Raw genomic sequence first — 15474 nt, 5'->3', positions numbered from 1 at the left:
TATTAATGCAGACGAAATAACTAACCGAACCCAAAACAGAGGAGGTGCCGCATGTTTGCATTGATCTATGACACCCGCGAATTGGACAAACCTCAAAAAAGAGTGCTTTCCGTGCACAAAACCCGGCAAACAGCTGAACGTGTTTTGGAAATACGAATGGCCCGGTTAGGCAAAAAAGTGGAGGAATGTGACACCCGCATTGTCTGGGTTAAACGAACGGTAAAGCGTGAAGATGTGGTGATCGATAGAGACTTTTCAACCTGGAAACCGGGCGAAAAGGTTCCCTATGGAGAGACGCATTCAGACACGGATTGACATCGCTTACCAGGCAAGGAAGATTGGTGTAGCGGCGTGCCCGGCCGGTCGCCGTTCCACGACGCTTACACCATGCCTTTGGTTATCACCAGCTGAATGTCACACACAGGCTGGTCGTTCGCAAGGATCAGTCCATGGAAATCGTAGCCACACACAAGGGAACCGATTTTGATGCCCTGGCATCAGTCGTGGCGGCCCATCTACTCTATCCTGGATCGATTTGTGTTCTTCCTGAACCCCAAAACCCGAACGTCAGGTCATTCATCTCGCTGCACAAAAATCTGTTTAACGTATCCCGACCCAAAGACCTCGATGTCAATCGCGTTACGCGCCTGATCGTTGTGGATACCTGCAGCTGGTCCCGCTTGGGTGGATTGAATCAACTTGAAAATAAAAAAGATCTGGAAATACATTTGTTTGATCACCATGGCAATGAAGGCGACCTTGATCCAATATGGCAATGTCAGGATACCGTAGGGGCCAACATTACCTTGATGCTTCGGCACCTGCGAAAACGACAGAATGAGATAACCCCGATTCATGCAAGCCTTTTTCTTGCCGGGCTTTATGAAGATACCGGCAATCTGACGTTTCCCTCGACAACGGCTGAAGATGCCCATGCCGCTGCGTTTTTTCTTGAAAGGGGAGCGGATCTAAAAATCCTGACTGCATTTATCAGCCCTGCGTATAGCCAGAAACAAAAAAAGTTGCTGTTTAGAATGCTTCAAACAGCGCAACGGACGAAGTTGAACGGCCGGTTAGTCAGTATCATTCAATTGCAGGTCGATGGGCATGTAGAAAATCTGGCGCTTGTTGTTCAAATGGCCCGACAGGTATGGAATGTGGAAGCGGCCCAACTGATGGTAAAACACGACATCGGGCGATTGCCGGTGGTGGAAGACGGGCAACTGGTCGGTATCATAACACGATCCGATGCAATGGGCCACTTTTACGGCCTTTGTCCCCTTAATGGCCATCTTGACCCGGCCGGCATTAGGAATTAATACTTGAGCTGCGAATGGGCTGAGCCTGCGATTCAAGTTAAAAGCGACAATAAAATGGAGATACGTAAATGGAGATGCTGATCAATTTTCCAGGCGGCAAACGGGTGAACGCCACCTACAAAGGATTCACCGTAAAAACGGATCAACCGAAAAGCGAAGGCGGCAATGACTCCGCACCCGAACCCTATGACCTGTTTCTTTCATCCATCGGCACGTGTGCCGGGGTTTATATCGTTTATTTCTGTGAAAGCCGCGACATTCCCACCGAGGATATAACCATGACCCTTTGTTTTGAAAGAAACGAATCCTCCCATTTGATGGAAAAAATAACCATCGATGTCAAATTGCCGCCCGCTTTTCCGCAAAAGTATAAGAAGGCCGTGATCCGTGCGGCCCAGATGTGCACCGTCAAACGCAACCTGGTCCATCCACCGGAAATTCTGGTGACAACAAATGGTGAATTATGAAATTCGTGATAATCGGAGGAGATGCCGCCGGTATGAGTGCCGCCAGCCGGGCCAAAAGAAGTGTGCCGGAGATGGAGGTCATCGTTTTGGAAAAAAGCGAAGATGTCTCTTACAGCGCCTGCGGCATGCCCTACAACATTGCGGATGCGGACCGTGATATCGACGATCTCGTGGTCAGGACTGCCGGTGTGTTTCGCAACAAGCAGGGGATCGATCTGTTTACCGGCTGTTGTGCTGAAGCCATCGACGTAAAAAATGGCGCTGTCACCGGTACAATAGATAATAGGGAATCGTTTCGATTTTTTTATGACCGCTTGCTAATCGCCACGGGCGGGCGGCCGATCATTCCGGATTTACCCGGATTCGATCATCCCGGTGTGGTGGCCTTGAAAAGCCTTGCCGATGGCAGACGCATCAAAAACTATATCAAAGACAACGACGTCAAAAAAGCAGTAATCATCGGCATGGGATATGTCGGGTTGGAAATGGCTGAAGCGCTTCGAGCCAGAAGCATCGAGGTCGAAATGGTAAAACCCGGCCCTGATCTTTTGCCCTGGATGCCGCGTGAACTGGCCGCGGAAGTCAGGCGGGAGCTGGACGCCAACCAGGCCCGGTTGCACCTCGGCTGTGAAATAAAGGGGATCGACAAAACCGCCGACCATCTTCACATCGTCTGCAATGACCGAATCCTGGCAGCAGATATGGTTTTGGTCGCCATCGGCATCGAACCGAACAGCCAGCTGGCCGCCGATGCCGGAATCGAAACGGGTGTCGGCAGCGCGATCGCTGTAAACCATAAATTGCAGACCTCGAACGAGGCGGTATATGCGGCGGGTGATTGTGCGGACGCTTATCACGTGGTCACCGGCCAGAAGACCTGGATTCCGCTGGCGCTTCGGGCCAACCGGGCCGGGTGGGCCGTGGCGGACAATGTCTGCGGCAAAGAGACATCGCTCGAGGGCGTTGCCGGCACGGCCGTATTCAAGGTATTCAACCTGGAAGTGGCCCGCACCGGACTGTCACTTGAAGAATCACGTCGCTGCGGGTTCGAGCCGGTTGACGTAACCATCAACAGCCGATCCCGTGCCCACGCCCACCCCGGGGCACAACCAATCTGGGTCAACCTGATTGGAGACCGCCGGACGGGAAGGCTTCTCGGCACCCAGATGGTGGGGCGCGAAGGGGTCGCCCATCGTATCAATGCCGCCGCGGTCGCTTTGCAGGCCCAGATGTCGGTAAAGGCCTTTTCTGAAACCGATCTTGCCTATGCACCGCCCTTTGGACCGGTCTGGGATCCACTGCTCACCGCCGCCAATCAATTGTTGAAAAAAATGACTTGAAATAGCTTCCGTTCGTTACCCTTGCGTTACCTTTTTGATATATCCGAAACCTTGGTAACGCTTTTTCCTCGTTTTTATCCCTCGCCATTATTTTCCATCTACCCAATAGATTCTAAACCGTTTGATTTAACAATAAGTTTTAAAAATCACAGGCTGGATCTTCAGCATGGCACGAAAGTTGATTTAGCCCTCTTTTAGTTCGGCAGTTACCCATAACCATATTTGGTTGGACGGGTTATCAAAGGAAAGACTCAATTAAAGGAGAACTCCCCTATGCTTAGTGTAACAGAATCAGCGAGGGCTAAACTCACAGAATATTTTCAGGACAATGCAATCACCCCCCTGCGTATTTTTTATAATGCCGGCGGTTGAGGACCGCCATCGCTGGCTTTGGCTCTGGATGAGCCAAAAGATACGGATGAACGCTTAGTCGTCGATGGCTTTCAATACATCGTCGACAAGGATCTGCTTGCTATGGCCCAACCGATTAATATCGATTTCACCCCCATGGGGTTTCATGTCACAGGAAATTTGAATACCACGGAAAGCGCCGGCGGTTGCGCAACTTGTGGATAAGAGGATGAATTGTTTCACGGCGACAAGCCGAGTCAACGGTCCGTGAGTCAAAAGACCAGGAAATTTCCAAGAATAGCCGATCCGTCCATGGCTTACGGTTTCAGATGAAAATCCATCACAGGGAGATGCAAAGTGAAAAAACGGCAGGTCGTTATCATTGGCGGTGGCCCGGCTGGGCGCACCATCGTTCATATGTTCCATACCTCCGATCAAAACGTGTCCGCTACCTTGATCAAGGATGAAAGAATCAATGCAAACCGCTGTGCGGTGCCTTATGGCATCCCGGATGAGAAACCGTTGGAAAAGTTCCAGATACCCAATGCACTGGTAACGGATTATGGTGCAGAACTGGTGATCGACCGCGTCGCAGGGATCGATACCATCAACAAAGCGGTTTCTACGACAGCAGGTGATCGATACCCGTATGATGATCTGGTTCTGTCCACCGGATCCCGTCCGGTCATACCGCCGATTCCCGGTGTAGAGGGGCAAAACATATCCGCCGTACGATCCATTACCGACCTGTCCTTTCTTCGGCAACTGGCCTCAACCGGCAAACGCGCCGTCATCGTCGGTGGGGGATATATCGGCATTGAAGTCGCTGTTGTTCTCAAGCAAATGGGGCTCAATGTCACCGTCGTAGAAATGCTGCCGACCATTCTTATGGCCACGACTGAGCCGGAATTTGTCGGACGGGTAGCCAACGAGCTGATGGAAAAGGGCGTCCACCTCTTGACCAATGAAAAAGTGGTTGAATTCGTCCACCCATCGGACGACCAGGTGGTCGTAAGGCTTGGTTCCGGGGCGTCGTTGGATGCGGATTTTGTGGTACTCTCGGTGGGTGTTGCACCCAACACCGAACTGGCAGCCCAGGCAGGAATAAAAACCAGCCGATTGGGGATCGGCGTGGATAAACACATGCGTACCGATGCAAAGGATGTATATGCCTGCGGGGACTGCGCGGAAAAAACATCATTTGTCACCGGTCAACCCACCCGCGGCGAGTTCGGCACCAACGCGGTCTTCATGGCTAAAACGGTTGCCCACAACATTCTTGGAAAAAAGAAAACATTCCCCGGCGTCATCAACGCCAATGTCACGGCGGTATATGAGTGGAGTCTGGGATCCGCCGGACTGACCGAACAAATGGCAAGGGATGCCGGCATTGATGTCGTAACCGGGTATTCCGAAGTCTTGAGCAAATATCCAATGATGAACCAGGTGGACACCATTCGAACCAAACTGGTTTTTAACCGGGATAATCGAAAGATAGTCGGCGGCAGTGTGTTGCGGAAAGGAAACTGCTCGGCCCACAATGTGGATTTTATCTCTTTTGCAATTCAAATGGGTGCGACCATGGACGATCTCATGGATTACCAATATGCGACCCATCCCGAACTGGCGGCAAAACCATCTGATAATATTTATGTTTTTGCAACAAAAAACGCTCTGACCAAATGAGCCGTTTAAGAAAACCAGCCAAACCGAGTTGCCGCCGGTGGTCGGTCACATCGAAGGATCCCATGAAATTTATTGCGGTTTTTGATTCATCTGCCTGTATGGCCTCCCCCGTGAAGGCTTTAGCGTGAGCAATGTGCCTACTTCCAATTTACCAGACAGCCCTTCCTCGCAGAACCGAGAATTCGCTCACGATCGCATCACAAAACAAAACTTTTTCGCCTTTCTTTGGCATGCACTTTTTCTGGCCTTTGTCTCCACGTTTATCGACGTCAATACCATTCTTTCTTCATTTATCTTGAAAATTGGCGGCTCCAGTACCCACGTGGGCATCCTCTCGGGAATCTCCATCGGCTTGCCATTGATCACCCAACTCTTGTTTGCCGGATTCTTGGCAGGCCGCCCTCGAAAAAAGCCATTTTTAATTTTAGGACTTTACCTACGGGTGATCACGCTGGCGGGTATGGGTTTTACGCTATCGGTTTCTGATACAGTCGGTCCCGCGTGGTTAATGCTGTTGGTATTTTTTTGGCTGGGTGTTTTTTCTATTAGTGGTGCTTTTGCGGGGATTTCCTATACGGATATTTTGGGAAAAACCCTTCCAAGAAGTAAAAGGGGACGATTCTTGATTGTCAAGCAGCTGATCGCTTCTTCAGGTATGCTGATTTCCGCCTTGATTGTCCGTCGCATTGTCATTGCCTTTCCCTACCCCCATAACTATACGATTCTCTTTTTCGTTGCGGCAGGACTGTTGTTTGTCGCCGGCTTTGGTTTTTTGGCCATCAAAGAAGATCCTGGAAAAGCCAGCCATATTTCCGGAACCATTCGAACCCTCAAGGCGATCCCGCGAATACTGAAAGCCGATCCGAACCTGAGGAACTATATCCTCGCCATTAATTTGATGGGCCTTTCTTTAACCATCATTCCTTTTTATGTCGTCCTCTCAAAAACCCTGTTCGTGTTGACGCCTACGATGATCGGCAATTTTCTGCTCATGCAATTTTTAGGTATGATTCTTTCGACGTTTCTCTGGAACGCGGTTGTCAGGAAGTTCCGGTTTAAAGGGGTTGCGATAAGTGGTTCGCTATTGGGTGGTTTGCTTCCCTTTGTGGTCTTGGGGTTGTCCGGTTTCGGGCCCGCCTTCTTTCAATGGTCTTTTTTTTTGGCGGGTACCTTGATAGCTGGCGTCAGAATCGCCTATGAAGGCATATTACTTGAAATCACCACCAACGACAACCGGGCCGTCTATGCCGGAATCAGTGGCGCCCTCAGCCTGACAACCGCTGTGTTTCCGATACTTGCCGGTGTATTGATCAACGTCTCCACATTCGAAGCCATTTTTAGTTTCACATCCCTTCTTGTTGTGTCCTCTTTGTTTTTCTTCATGCGTTTGAAGTGCCCCACTCCGGACGATGTTGAACCGTGACGCTGCCTGCTTTCCACAAAGCCTGCCACGGGCGTTCACGCACATGGTTGAGAAAATGCATCCCGGCACAATCATCACCCAACAAACGTTACCTAACGTTAACCCTAAGCACATCAGCCTGAAAGTAACGGTGCCAATTTACTTTAACTACCTATGTGGGACTCTCAAAGAACTTGATCATTCAGTAATAAACTCGATAACCATTAGTCTTTAAAGTGTTTTATTGTTCTTCTCTATTTTTGTTATCGCTTCGCCATTGTGGCACAAAAGTTGAGTATAGCTAATAGTAGTTGTTGAATTGAGGCCTCAAAAACGTCTCGTTTCTTCATAACCGAATTCGGAGAAAAACCGATTGTTGGTTTAAACGAGTTTATTCCGAACCTTCCCGGACAAAAACGGAAGGAGCAAATGAAAATGTATAAAAAAATCCTGTTCCCCACATGCTTGAAACCCTACTGTGACCAAATCTTTAGCTATGCACTCCAAATGGCGATCGAAAATGATGCCAAACTGTGGATCTATCATGGGCTTGGCCGCATGAAGATGAACCAGCACCAGGTGGAGGAGGCCATAAAGGATGCCGAAGCCAAGGTACATACCGCTTATGTGGGTATGATGAAAGAGCGAAACTTCAATAATTACATGATCAACGTGTCAGATGGAGATGCGATCAGCGAGATTACCAAACTGGCCCGGAATGCAGCAGCGGATCTCATCGTGATGGGAACGTCCACAGACGCCCCTATTGGGATAGGGGACAGCACCAATGTCGGGACCTTCGGTGAGACGGCAAAGGAAATTATTTTATGGGCTCCGTGTCCCGTGCTTGTCATACCGCCGTCACTTGTGCCTGGGCCGGCATGAAACGAAAATCGGCTTCGATTATCACTTGAACAAGAACGCAAACCATAAAAAAGGAGGACCGCGTTATGAAGGCAAAAAACTGCTGCAAAACCATGGAAATGGAACTCACCGGCTGGAAAGCCATCGTTTACGATATCGCTCGTAAAATGGACTCGCTGCCTGGTGGCGAAAAAGAAAAAATTCTGCCCAACATCGAAGACCTGCACATCCTCATCACGGAAATGGACGACCGGATCGATCAGATCCGGGAAAACTGCACGCCGGAAACGGGCATGGACGACATTCAGTCTGAGCGGGCAGCGTTTAACAAGTCAATCTCTACGCTTCGCGTAACAACTGAAGAAGCCATGCGGGGACTGGGAGGCGGCGACTTCGGTGGTTGATCTCGTAATGTAGTCAAAACAGGGCGGCGGCCACCATGGCTGCCGCCCATCATCAATTGACGTTCCCAGGAGAAAGGCAATGGCCACAAATCGGTCATTTGGAAAAAATTTTGACCTTTCCATTTCTAAAGGCGTAACATTAGTCGATTTCAATGCGCCTTGGTGCAAGCCTTGCCGTGCCCAGGAACCCATCATTAGTGCGCTCAAAAAAATCTATCGCGGAGCAGCCAAAGTGGCCATGTTGAACATTGATGAAAACCGGGAGATCGCCTTTAAGTTGGGCATTCAGAGCATCCCCACGATCATCATTTACAAGGACGGCATGGAGATGAACCGCTTTATCGGGCTCCAAAATAACGAGACCCTCGCCAAGGCCCTGCAACGATTGGTCGGCTAACCTGATATCGGCAATTCATTTTCGCGCTATTAAGGAGATCATCTGCATGGGAACGTGTATCAATCATCCGGATCGTGAGACCCCCTACATCTGCATGAAGCATCAAATCTACTTATGTGAGGAGTGCCTGGAATGCAGAGACCCAAAGATCTATTGTAAACACCGATCCGCCTGCCCCATCTGGTTCATGAGCAAACGCAAGGCGGGTTGGGAGGCCGAAGACAAGCAGGCCGCGGCAACCCATACGGTCACGTTTCTGCCCGACGGTCGGACGGTTTCCGTACCCGCCGACAGCACCCTGCTGGAGGCGGCCCAGGCCGCGGAGATCCATGTCAACGCCTCATGCAGCGGCAAAGGCTCCTGCGGCAAGTGCAAACTCGTCGTGACCTCCGGTGAGGTTAGCACCCAATCCACGCCTTTGTTGACAGACTTAGAAAAAGAGAAGGGCTATGTGCTTGCCTGCCAGAGCCAGATTACCGGCGATGTTTCGGTGCAGATTCCCGAGGAAACCCTGGCGCGCAAACTCAAGATCGCGGGCATGGGTCAGGCGGTCACCGACCGGCTTAACAGACTGGTCACGGACATCGATCCCATGCTCCAAGAGATCCCATTGACTCTGGAGCACCCCTCGCTTGACGATTCGGTCAGCGACCTGGACCGGCTCAACCGAGGATTGAAAAAGCAGGGCTGTGATGTGGACCGGCTCAACGTGGGCATCAAGGTCATGCGCCAATTGACCGAGGTGGTGCGCCGGGACAACTGGAACATCACCGTGTCGGTGGTCCGCCGCAAATGCGCCAATGAAATATTAGAGGTGCGCCCCGGCAACGGGCAGCATCAATCACTGGGCCTGGCCATCGACGTGGGCACGACCACCATCGTGGTCTATCTGATAGACATGTCCGATGGCTCGGTGCTGGCAGCCACTGCCGGCCACAACCGCCAGGCGGATTGCGGAGACGATGTCATCAACCGCATCGTCTGTGCGGAAAAAGACGGCGTCAAGAAACTCAGTCGCATGGCACTGGCCACCATCAACGATCTCATCGGGGAAGCCCTGGACAGCGTCGACGCCAAGAGGGAAGCTGTCCGCAACGTGGTCGTCTCCGGCAACACCACCATGGCTCACCTGCTGTTGCAGATCGAGCCCCGCTACCTCCGCAGGGACCCTTACATTCCCACGGTGTCGGATTTCCCCATCCTCAAAGCTGGTGAGATCGGCCTGAAAGCCAATCCCATGGCGGCCGTGTTCATCATGCCCGGACCGGCCAGTTATGTGGGCGGCGATATCGTCTCCGGGATCCTGTACACCGGGTTTCACCGGGAGGATCCCGTGACCTTGTTCATCGATATCGGCACCAACGGCGAGATTGTCCTGGGCAACAAGGAGTGGCTGATGACTGCTGCCTGCAGCGCCGGGCCGGCTTTCGAAGGCGGGGGTATTCGCTGGGGCATGCGGGCCGAGGAAGGGGCCATCGAAAAGGTGACCATCGACCCGCAGACGCTGGTGCCGACCCTGTCAACGGTTGGCGATGCCCCTCCCCGTGGGATCTGTGGGTCGGGAATGATCGATCTGATTGCGGAGTTGCTGAAAACCGGCATCGTTGACCGCAGCGGCCAGTTTGCCACGGAACTGGGCAATGACCGGGTCCGCAAACAGGGCGATGAATGGGTTTACGTGCTGACCGTTGCCGATGAAACACCCGTGAACGAAGATATCGTCTTCACCGCATCGGACCTGAAAAACCTGATTTACAGCAAAGGCGCTGTCTATGCCGGCTTTACCACCCTGCTGGGAGAGGCCGGCATGGATTTTTCAATGGTCGACCGCATGATTATCACCGGCGGGTTCGGCCAGTATCTGAACATCGAAAAGGCCGTGACCATCGGCCTGCTGCCCGACATCGACCGCAGCAGATTCGCTTACATGGGCAACAGCTCCATCGTGGGCGCCTACATGGCCCTTTTGTCCACCACGTATCGCCAGGAGGCCCGGACGATCTGCAACAGCATGACCTACGTCGATTTTTCCAGCAACCCCAGCTACATGGACGAATTCACCTCGGCCCTGTTCCTGCCCCACACGGATCTGAATGCTTTTCCCAGTGCAGTGGCAGGGGTATCTTAGGATATTCAATCAATGGAAGCCGTTCACAGGTTCAACGGTTTAGGATTCAGCGCTTGAGGGTGTACTATCGCCTCACCCAAAGTATCATTTAACGGTAAACGCTGATCTGGTGGATAGTTACATGGCGGAGTTACTCGTGTTGCGATTGGCGGTTTCATTAGGAACTTGGTAGCCGATGAACAGGGTCAACGAATGAACTTAAACCCAGGACGGTGAACTCTGAACCTGTGAACGCTTACAAGAATATAATGGCCACAACATCGCCTAATAGGGCACCAGATTCATCGCTCCTATTTTATGGCAGGGACGTCCCTGCCACGTACCATCCTCACACCATTTGACCGTCACCAGCCCCATCGTCGGTGGCTGACAATCTGCGTCGGAAGATATGTGTCGGTAGTTCTCCATCGATATCCGCACCATTAAATCGGTTCCCGGTGTAAACGCCTTTTGGCTGAGAATGCATAAGCCTTGTATACTGAAATCAACCAGCCGTGCGTTCGTTTTTCTGCTTCTGGTAAAAGGACGCTCGATGGTGATTTCCCCGTCATAATGAAAACGAGCGGTTTGACGCCTTTCCCGGATTACCGCCATTGATGCCTCCTTTTCAGACGTTGTCCGTATCTTTAGCCGTTCCCGATAGAAACAATTTGGTAAAACTGTCATCTAAGAATTTACTCAAAAACCGTGCCGGCATAATACAATCTTCGTTCGGCTGTAGGTGCTATTTGATACCCGCATACATGAACGACTGTACAAACTGCCGCTGAAAAAGGAGAAAAGCGATGAGCAGTGGAGCCACCGAGAGCAGGGTGGCTGCGGATATGACGGACCAATTCACCCCGGATTCGGGTGCGCCAAAGATGCCCAGGCCAACCGTCAGCGGACGGGTTTCAACCGAATTGGTCACGATCAGGGGCCAGAGAAAATTGTTCCAGTGGTGGCTGATGGAGACCAGCGCATAAGCCAAATAGGTGGGGCGGGCCAGGGGCACATATACCCGCCACAGGACACCCATGCTCCCGCACCCTTCAAGGCGGGCGGCCTCTTCCAGTTCCTTGGGGGTTGATTTGAAGGCCTGTCGCAGAAGAAATATCCCGAAGGCACTGGCCATGTATGGCAGGCCGATGCCAAGAATCGTGTCCACCAGGCTGAACCGTGCCAGGGTGCTGTAGTTTTCGACGATGAGAATTTCCGGGGTGATCATCAGCTGAACCAGCACCAGGGCAAAGGCAATTTTATGGCCGCGGAACTGATACCGTGCAAAGGCATAGGCGGCCAGGGTGCAAAGCACCAGTTGGGCAACCAGAATCGTGCTGACCAGAATGAATGTGTTCAGGGCGTAGCGCGGAAACGGCGCCTGGGAAAGCGCTTCACGGAAATTGTCCAGCGTCAATGGCGCCAGCAAATTAAAATTGACTGCATATTCACCGGGATGAAAGGCTGCCCAGAAGGCGTATGCCAGGGGTGAAATCCACAGCACCGCCAGCAGCCATGCGGCGCCGGTCTCCAAAGACGCGTGAAACACCTGAGAAAATGATCGCGAAGGGTTCATCGGTAGTGCACCCGTTTGTCCAGAATGAAAAACTGCAGCAGTGCCATAACCCCTAAAAGAATCAACAGCACCATCGTCAGCGCGGCGGCAAAATGTGTTTCAAAAAATGAAAAGGCGGTTTCAAAGATATAATATAGCAACAGATTGCTGGCATTGTTCGGCCCGCCTTTGGTGAGCACGAACAAATGATCCACCAGTTTGAACGAGTTGAGCACCGCATTGATCAACACGAACAAGGTGGTGGGCATGAGCAGCGGGAACATCACCCGGCGGAAGTAATACCATCGCGTGGCCCCTTCCAGCTGGGACGCCTCTTCGAGTTCCGGCGGGATGTTCTGCATGGCCGCTAGATAAAAGATCATGAAAAAGCCGGCCTCTTTCCAGACTGTCATCACCATGATGGCCGGCAGCACCGTGCCCGGATCCCCCAGCCAGTTGTGCCCGGAAAAGCCGAACCATGATGCAATCTGATCGATCAGCCCGATATCCGGCGTATAAAAGAACAACCAGATATTGGCCACGGCGATCATCGGTAAAATGGTAGGTGTGAAGTAGGCCATTCGCACCAGCGATCGACCCGGAATGGAGCGGTTTACAAAAAGCGCCATGAGGATGGCCAAGGCGATGGAGGTGGGAATGGTTCCCAGGGCAAACCAGGCGTTGTTGATCAACACTTTCCAGAAAATGGGGTCGTCCAGCATGCGCTGATAGTTCAGCATACCCACAAAGCGGGAGGGCCGGATTGCCGTCGCCTTGGAAAAAAGGCTGTCGATCACCGTCGCCACCGTCGGATAGTGGGTGAAGGCGATCAGCAGAATCGCGGCAGGCATCAGCAGGAGCCAGCCATGGACATTTCTTGAAGCGGTTGTTCGCATATGGTTACGGTCGGTTAATAGCGCTAACGAGCGGCGGGCAACCGCACAGCCCGTCCGCTCATTGTCGTCTATTTTTCTTTTCCGATCTCTCTTCAGAAAGGGTAGGTTCCAGTTCAGGCCAAGGCCCTAACGATTTTGAACCCACAGGTGTAGCAGCGCTACGTCGAGGATTTGAACCCTCCCCGCGGCAAGCCGCGGGGAATGCGCTCGCTATCGCGGTTCAAAAGCGGGAGAACGCAGGCCTGGGCTGGTAGATGCCGTTTCTGGGTGGAGATGAGTTAGCGGTACTGCTTTAATAGCCGGTCTGCCTGAGACTGCGCTTCCTTCAGTGCCGCCTCGGGCGTCTTTGACCCGGTCAGTGCTGCCTGGATGGCATCATCCAGCCCCTTTCGCACACGGCCGGTCTGGTAAGTGGACAGTTCGGCGGTAGCGTACTGGAGCTGATCCCTCGCCACAGCCGCATAGGGAAAAATCTTCACATAGTCTTTGAGTTTCTGGGTCTCATAGGCCGCGGGGCTGACACCCATGTATCCCGTTTTCATGGACCATTCAGCAGAGCTTTCCGGATTGGTCATAAATTTGACCAGCCGCATGGCCGCCTTGCGTTCCGCCGGGGTGGTCTTTTTGAAAATGTAGAAATTACCGCCGCCGGTGGGGGTGCCCCGGCGCTTGCTGGCCGGCAGCATGGCCACGCCGAAGTCGAACTTGGCGTTGTCTTTAACTGCCGTCAGGTTGCCGGTGGAGTGCCACATGATGGCGGTTTTACCTTCGAGGAAATTCTGTCGCAGGGTTCCCCACTCAATGGTTCCCTTGGGCATAATCTGATGCTTCTCTCCCATATCCTTCCAGAACTGCAGTGCCCCGACCACGGCCGGATGATCAAAATAGGTGGTGTCTCCGTTTTGATTCATCAGCACCTGACCGTTCTGCATGGTCAGGGCGCCGAACATCCAGTACGGATATCCCGTGGATGGAATCATGGCGCCCCACTGGGAACCGTCGGGTTTGGTCAGTTTTTTACCCATGGCTACCAGTTCATCCCAGGTTGCAGGCGGCTTGTCCGGATCCAGCCCCGCGGCGCGGAAAGCGTCTTTGTTATAGTACATGACGATGGTGCTGCGCTGAAAAGGAATGCCCCAGGTTTTTCCGGCGGTACGCCCGTTTTCCATTAGTGCCGGATAGAACGAGTCCAGCCAGGCCTTTTCTTCGGGTGTCTCCACCACGTCGTCGAAGGCAACAATGGCGTCCTGTTCGATCATTTCGTAGATGTCGATGGAGAACATCACCGACAGTTGGGCCGGCTGACCGCTCTTTAATGCGGCCAATGCTTTGATACGCGCATCATTGTAATTGCCCGCATAGATGGCCTTAACCGTGATATCCGGGTTTTCCTTCATGAAATCGTCCACGATGCCGTCAACGACCGTGGTCAGCGGACCGCCAACGGCCACTGGATAATACATGGTCAATTCCGTGGCCGAACCAGCCGTAACGGCCGCAATCAACAACGCCGTCGTCATCACCCCAATGCAAAGCCATTTGATTCCTTTGGACATAATGCTCCTCCTCTTTTTCGATCGGGTTCGATTGGTTGTCCGCCGGAAAGCGGACCGGGTTGCCATTTTTCAGGCCCACGCAATCAAGATGACACCCGTTGTGGGTCTTCGATTCGGATGCCATCGGCCCCAAATCGGTGAACCGCCTCTTCAGACCAACTGACATGCAGCTGTTCGCCGGGGTTATAACGGCGGTGGCCATCGACCTTGCCAAACAGGGTTTGCCTGCCATGGGCCAATCGCAGGATGGTTTCGGCACCCAGATAATCGGTCGCAGAAACGCGCACCGGCAGGCCGCTTGGCCTCACCTGGACATGCTCGGGCCGCACCCCGATATACCCGTCAATGAGCCACTCTGCCGGAAGGTTGCCGCCGCAGGCAACGGCCAATGCGGATCGCTCTTCAATCAGATCGAGTTTCAACAGGTTCATGGGAGGCGACCCCATGAACTGGGCGGCAAAGGTCGTCCGGGGACACTCGTATAGTTCGTGGGGGCGTCCTATCTGTTCAACCCGTCCTTGTTTAAGCAGAACCACCTGGTCGGCCATGGTCATGGCCTCCACCTGATCGTGGGTGACATATACCATGGTCAGGCCCAGCTTTTGCTGCAGGGAGCGGATCTCGTCACGCATTTCCGCCCGGAGTTTGGCATCCAGGTTGGACAGCGGTTCATCCATGAGACACACCCGCCGCCGCGACACAATGGAGCGTGCCAGCGCCACCCGCTGCCGCTGTCCGCCGGAAAGCTGGGCAGGCTTTCGGTTCAACAGCTCTTCGAGGCCGACCATCCGTGCGGATTCATCGAGACGGGAACGCCGCTCAGACTGAGAAATTCCCCGCACTTTCAGTCCGAAAAGGATATTTTCCTGGACATTGAGATGGGGGAACAGCGCATAGGACTGAAAAACCATCGAGACCCCGCGCTTGGCCGGGTCCATGTGGGTCACTTCGTTTCCACCGATGGCGATGGATCCTGAGGAAACATTTTCCAGGCCGGCAATCAGGCGCAGGATAGTGGACTTCCCACAGCCGGACGGACCCAGCAGCACCGTCAGGCTGCCTTTGGCAACCGTAAAGGAAACCTGTTCAACGGCAACGACCAGACCCCATTGCTTGGCCAGTTCACGGAT

At 52.8% G+C, this 15474-nt stretch carries 15 protein-coding genes; 10 read left to right on the top strand and 5 right to left on the bottom strand.

Translation table 11 applies throughout. The annotated features are described in order from the left end of the window. Positions 1-51: 51 nt before the first annotated feature. The 10 genes from QNK41_RS21545 to QNK41_RS21500 all read left to right on the top strand — a co-directional run bounded on the left by QNK41_RS21545 (position 52) and on the right by QNK41_RS21500 (position 10358). A complete protein-coding gene (locus QNK41_RS21545; RefSeq protein ID WP_319261475.1) occupies positions 52-315 on the top strand; it encodes a hypothetical protein in 264 nt (87 codons plus the stop codon). 134 nt (positions 316-449) lie between these two features. Continuing rightward, entirely contained in the window at positions 450-1319 is an 870-nt protein-coding gene (locus tag QNK41_RS21540; protein ID WP_319261472.1) for a CBS domain-containing protein, read from the top strand. Between the two features lie 68 nt (positions 1320-1387). After that, positions 1388-1786: an OsmC family protein gene (locus QNK41_RS21535; RefSeq protein WP_319261469.1), complete on the top strand. Its 399-nt coding sequence runs from the start codon at positions 1388-1390 to the stop codon at positions 1784-1786. After that, the gene (locus QNK41_RS21530; protein ID WP_319261466.1) at positions 1783-3126 is read left to right on the top strand and encodes an FAD-dependent oxidoreductase; all 1344 of its coding nucleotides are present in this window, start codon (positions 1783-1785) and stop codon (positions 3124-3126) included. The genes QNK41_RS21535 and QNK41_RS21530 overlap by 4 nt, the downstream gene beginning before the upstream one ends. Positions 3127-3834: 708 nt before the next feature. Beyond that, positions 3835-5163, top strand: coding sequence for an NAD(P)/FAD-dependent oxidoreductase (locus tag QNK41_RS21525; protein WP_319261463.1), 1329 nt, complete (start codon positions 3835-3837; stop codon positions 5161-5163). 124 nt (positions 5164-5287) lie between these two features. Beyond that, complete coding sequence (locus QNK41_RS21520) at positions 5288-6586, top strand: MFS transporter (RefSeq protein ID WP_319261460.1); 1299 nt, start codon at positions 5288-5290, stop codon at positions 6584-6586. A gap of 414 nt (positions 6587-7000) precedes the next feature. Beyond that, positions 7001-7450, top strand: a complete 450-nt coding sequence (locus QNK41_RS21515; protein WP_319261457.1) for a universal stress protein — start codon at positions 7001-7003, stop codon at positions 7448-7450. A 65-nt stretch (positions 7451-7515) separates the two neighbouring features. After that, the gene (locus QNK41_RS21510; RefSeq protein WP_319261455.1) at positions 7516-7833 is read left to right on the top strand and encodes a hypothetical protein; all 318 of its coding nucleotides are present in this window, start codon (positions 7516-7518) and stop codon (positions 7831-7833) included. A 79-nt stretch (positions 7834-7912) separates the two neighbouring features. Beyond that, entirely contained in the window at positions 7913-8230 is a 318-nt protein-coding gene (locus QNK41_RS21505) for a thioredoxin family protein (protein WP_319261452.1), read from the top strand. Positions 8231-8276: 46 nt separating this feature from the next. Beyond that, complete coding sequence (locus QNK41_RS21500; RefSeq protein WP_319261450.1) at positions 8277-10358, top strand: ASKHA domain-containing protein; 2082 nt, start codon at positions 8277-8279, stop codon at positions 10356-10358. Between the two features lie 264 nt (positions 10359-10622). Here the strand turns inward: QNK41_RS21500 and QNK41_RS21495 are convergent, their stop codons facing one another. From QNK41_RS21495 to QNK41_RS21475, 5 genes are all read right to left on the bottom strand, one after another. Next, entirely contained in the window at positions 10623-10952 is a 330-nt protein-coding gene (locus QNK41_RS21495; RefSeq protein WP_319261448.1) for a PilZ domain-containing protein, read from the bottom strand. Between the two features lie 130 nt (positions 10953-11082). Continuing rightward, a complete protein-coding gene (locus QNK41_RS21490; RefSeq protein WP_319261445.1) occupies positions 11083-11913 on the bottom strand; it encodes a carbohydrate ABC transporter permease in 831 nt (276 codons plus the stop codon). Beyond that, positions 11910-12743 (bottom strand): sugar ABC transporter permease, encoded by an 834-nt coding sequence (locus tag QNK41_RS21485; RefSeq protein ID WP_319261442.1) that lies wholly within the window; start codon positions 12741-12743, stop codon positions 11910-11912. Before QNK41_RS21485 ends, QNK41_RS21490 begins: the two co-directional genes overlap by 4 nt. A 323-nt stretch (positions 12744-13066) precedes the next feature. Next, positions 13067-14344 (bottom strand): ABC transporter substrate-binding protein, encoded by a 1278-nt coding sequence (locus tag QNK41_RS21480; protein WP_319261439.1) that lies wholly within the window; start codon positions 14342-14344, stop codon positions 13067-13069. A gap of 83 nt (positions 14345-14427) precedes the next feature. Next, positions 14428-15474: ABC transporter ATP-binding protein (locus QNK41_RS21475; RefSeq protein ID WP_319261436.1), on the bottom strand; the 1047-nt coding region annotated here is incomplete at its 5' end.

The organism is Desulfosarcina sp., from assembly GCF_033791525.1.
GTDB lineage: Bacteria > Desulfobacterota > Desulfobacteria > Desulfobacterales > Desulfosarcinaceae > Desulfosarcina.
The sequence above is the reverse complement of the archived record's forward strand: the minus strand, read 5'-3'. Positions and strand labels throughout refer to the sequence as shown.

Excerpts from the sequence above, each read along its gene's own strand:
- QNK41_RS21530 (WP_319261466.1), top strand. The coding sequence starts at position 1,783 with ATGAAATTCGTGATAATCGGAGGAGATGCCGCCGGTATGAGTGCCGCC.
- QNK41_RS21480 (WP_319261439.1), bottom strand. The coding sequence starts at position 14,344 with ATGTCCAAAGGAATCAAATGGCTTTGCATTGGGGTGATGACGACGGCG.
- QNK41_RS21505 (WP_319261452.1), top strand. The coding sequence starts at position 7,913 with ATGGCCACAAATCGGTCATTTGGAAAAAATTTTGACCTTTCCATTTCT.
- QNK41_RS21510 (WP_319261455.1), top strand. The coding sequence starts at position 7,516 with ATGAAGGCAAAAAACTGCTGCAAAACCATGGAAATGGAACTCACCGGC.
- QNK41_RS21490 (WP_319261445.1), bottom strand. The coding sequence starts at position 11,913 with ATGAACCCTTCGCGATCATTTTCTCAGGTGTTTCACGCGTCTTTGGAG.
- QNK41_RS21500 (WP_319261450.1), top strand. The coding sequence starts at position 8,277 with ATGGGAACGTGTATCAATCATCCGGATCGTGAGACCCCCTACATCTGC.
- QNK41_RS21485 (WP_319261442.1), bottom strand. The coding sequence starts at position 12,743 with ATGCCTGCCGCGATTCTGCTGATCGCCTTCACCCACTATCCGACGGTG.
- QNK41_RS21535 (WP_319261469.1), top strand. The coding sequence starts at position 1,388 with ATGGAGATGCTGATCAATTTTCCAGGCGGCAAACGGGTGAACGCCACC.
- QNK41_RS21495 (WP_319261448.1), bottom strand. The coding sequence starts at position 10,952 with ATGGCGGTAATCCGGGAAAGGCGTCAAACCGCTCGTTTTCATTATGAC.
- QNK41_RS21515 (WP_319261457.1), top strand. The coding sequence starts at position 7,001 with ATGTATAAAAAAATCCTGTTCCCCACATGCTTGAAACCCTACTGTGAC.
- QNK41_RS21540 (WP_319261472.1), top strand. The coding sequence starts at position 450 with ATGGAAATCGTAGCCACACACAAGGGAACCGATTTTGATGCCCTGGCA.
- QNK41_RS21545 (WP_319261475.1), top strand. The coding sequence starts at position 52 with ATGTTTGCATTGATCTATGACACCCGCGAATTGGACAAACCTCAAAAA.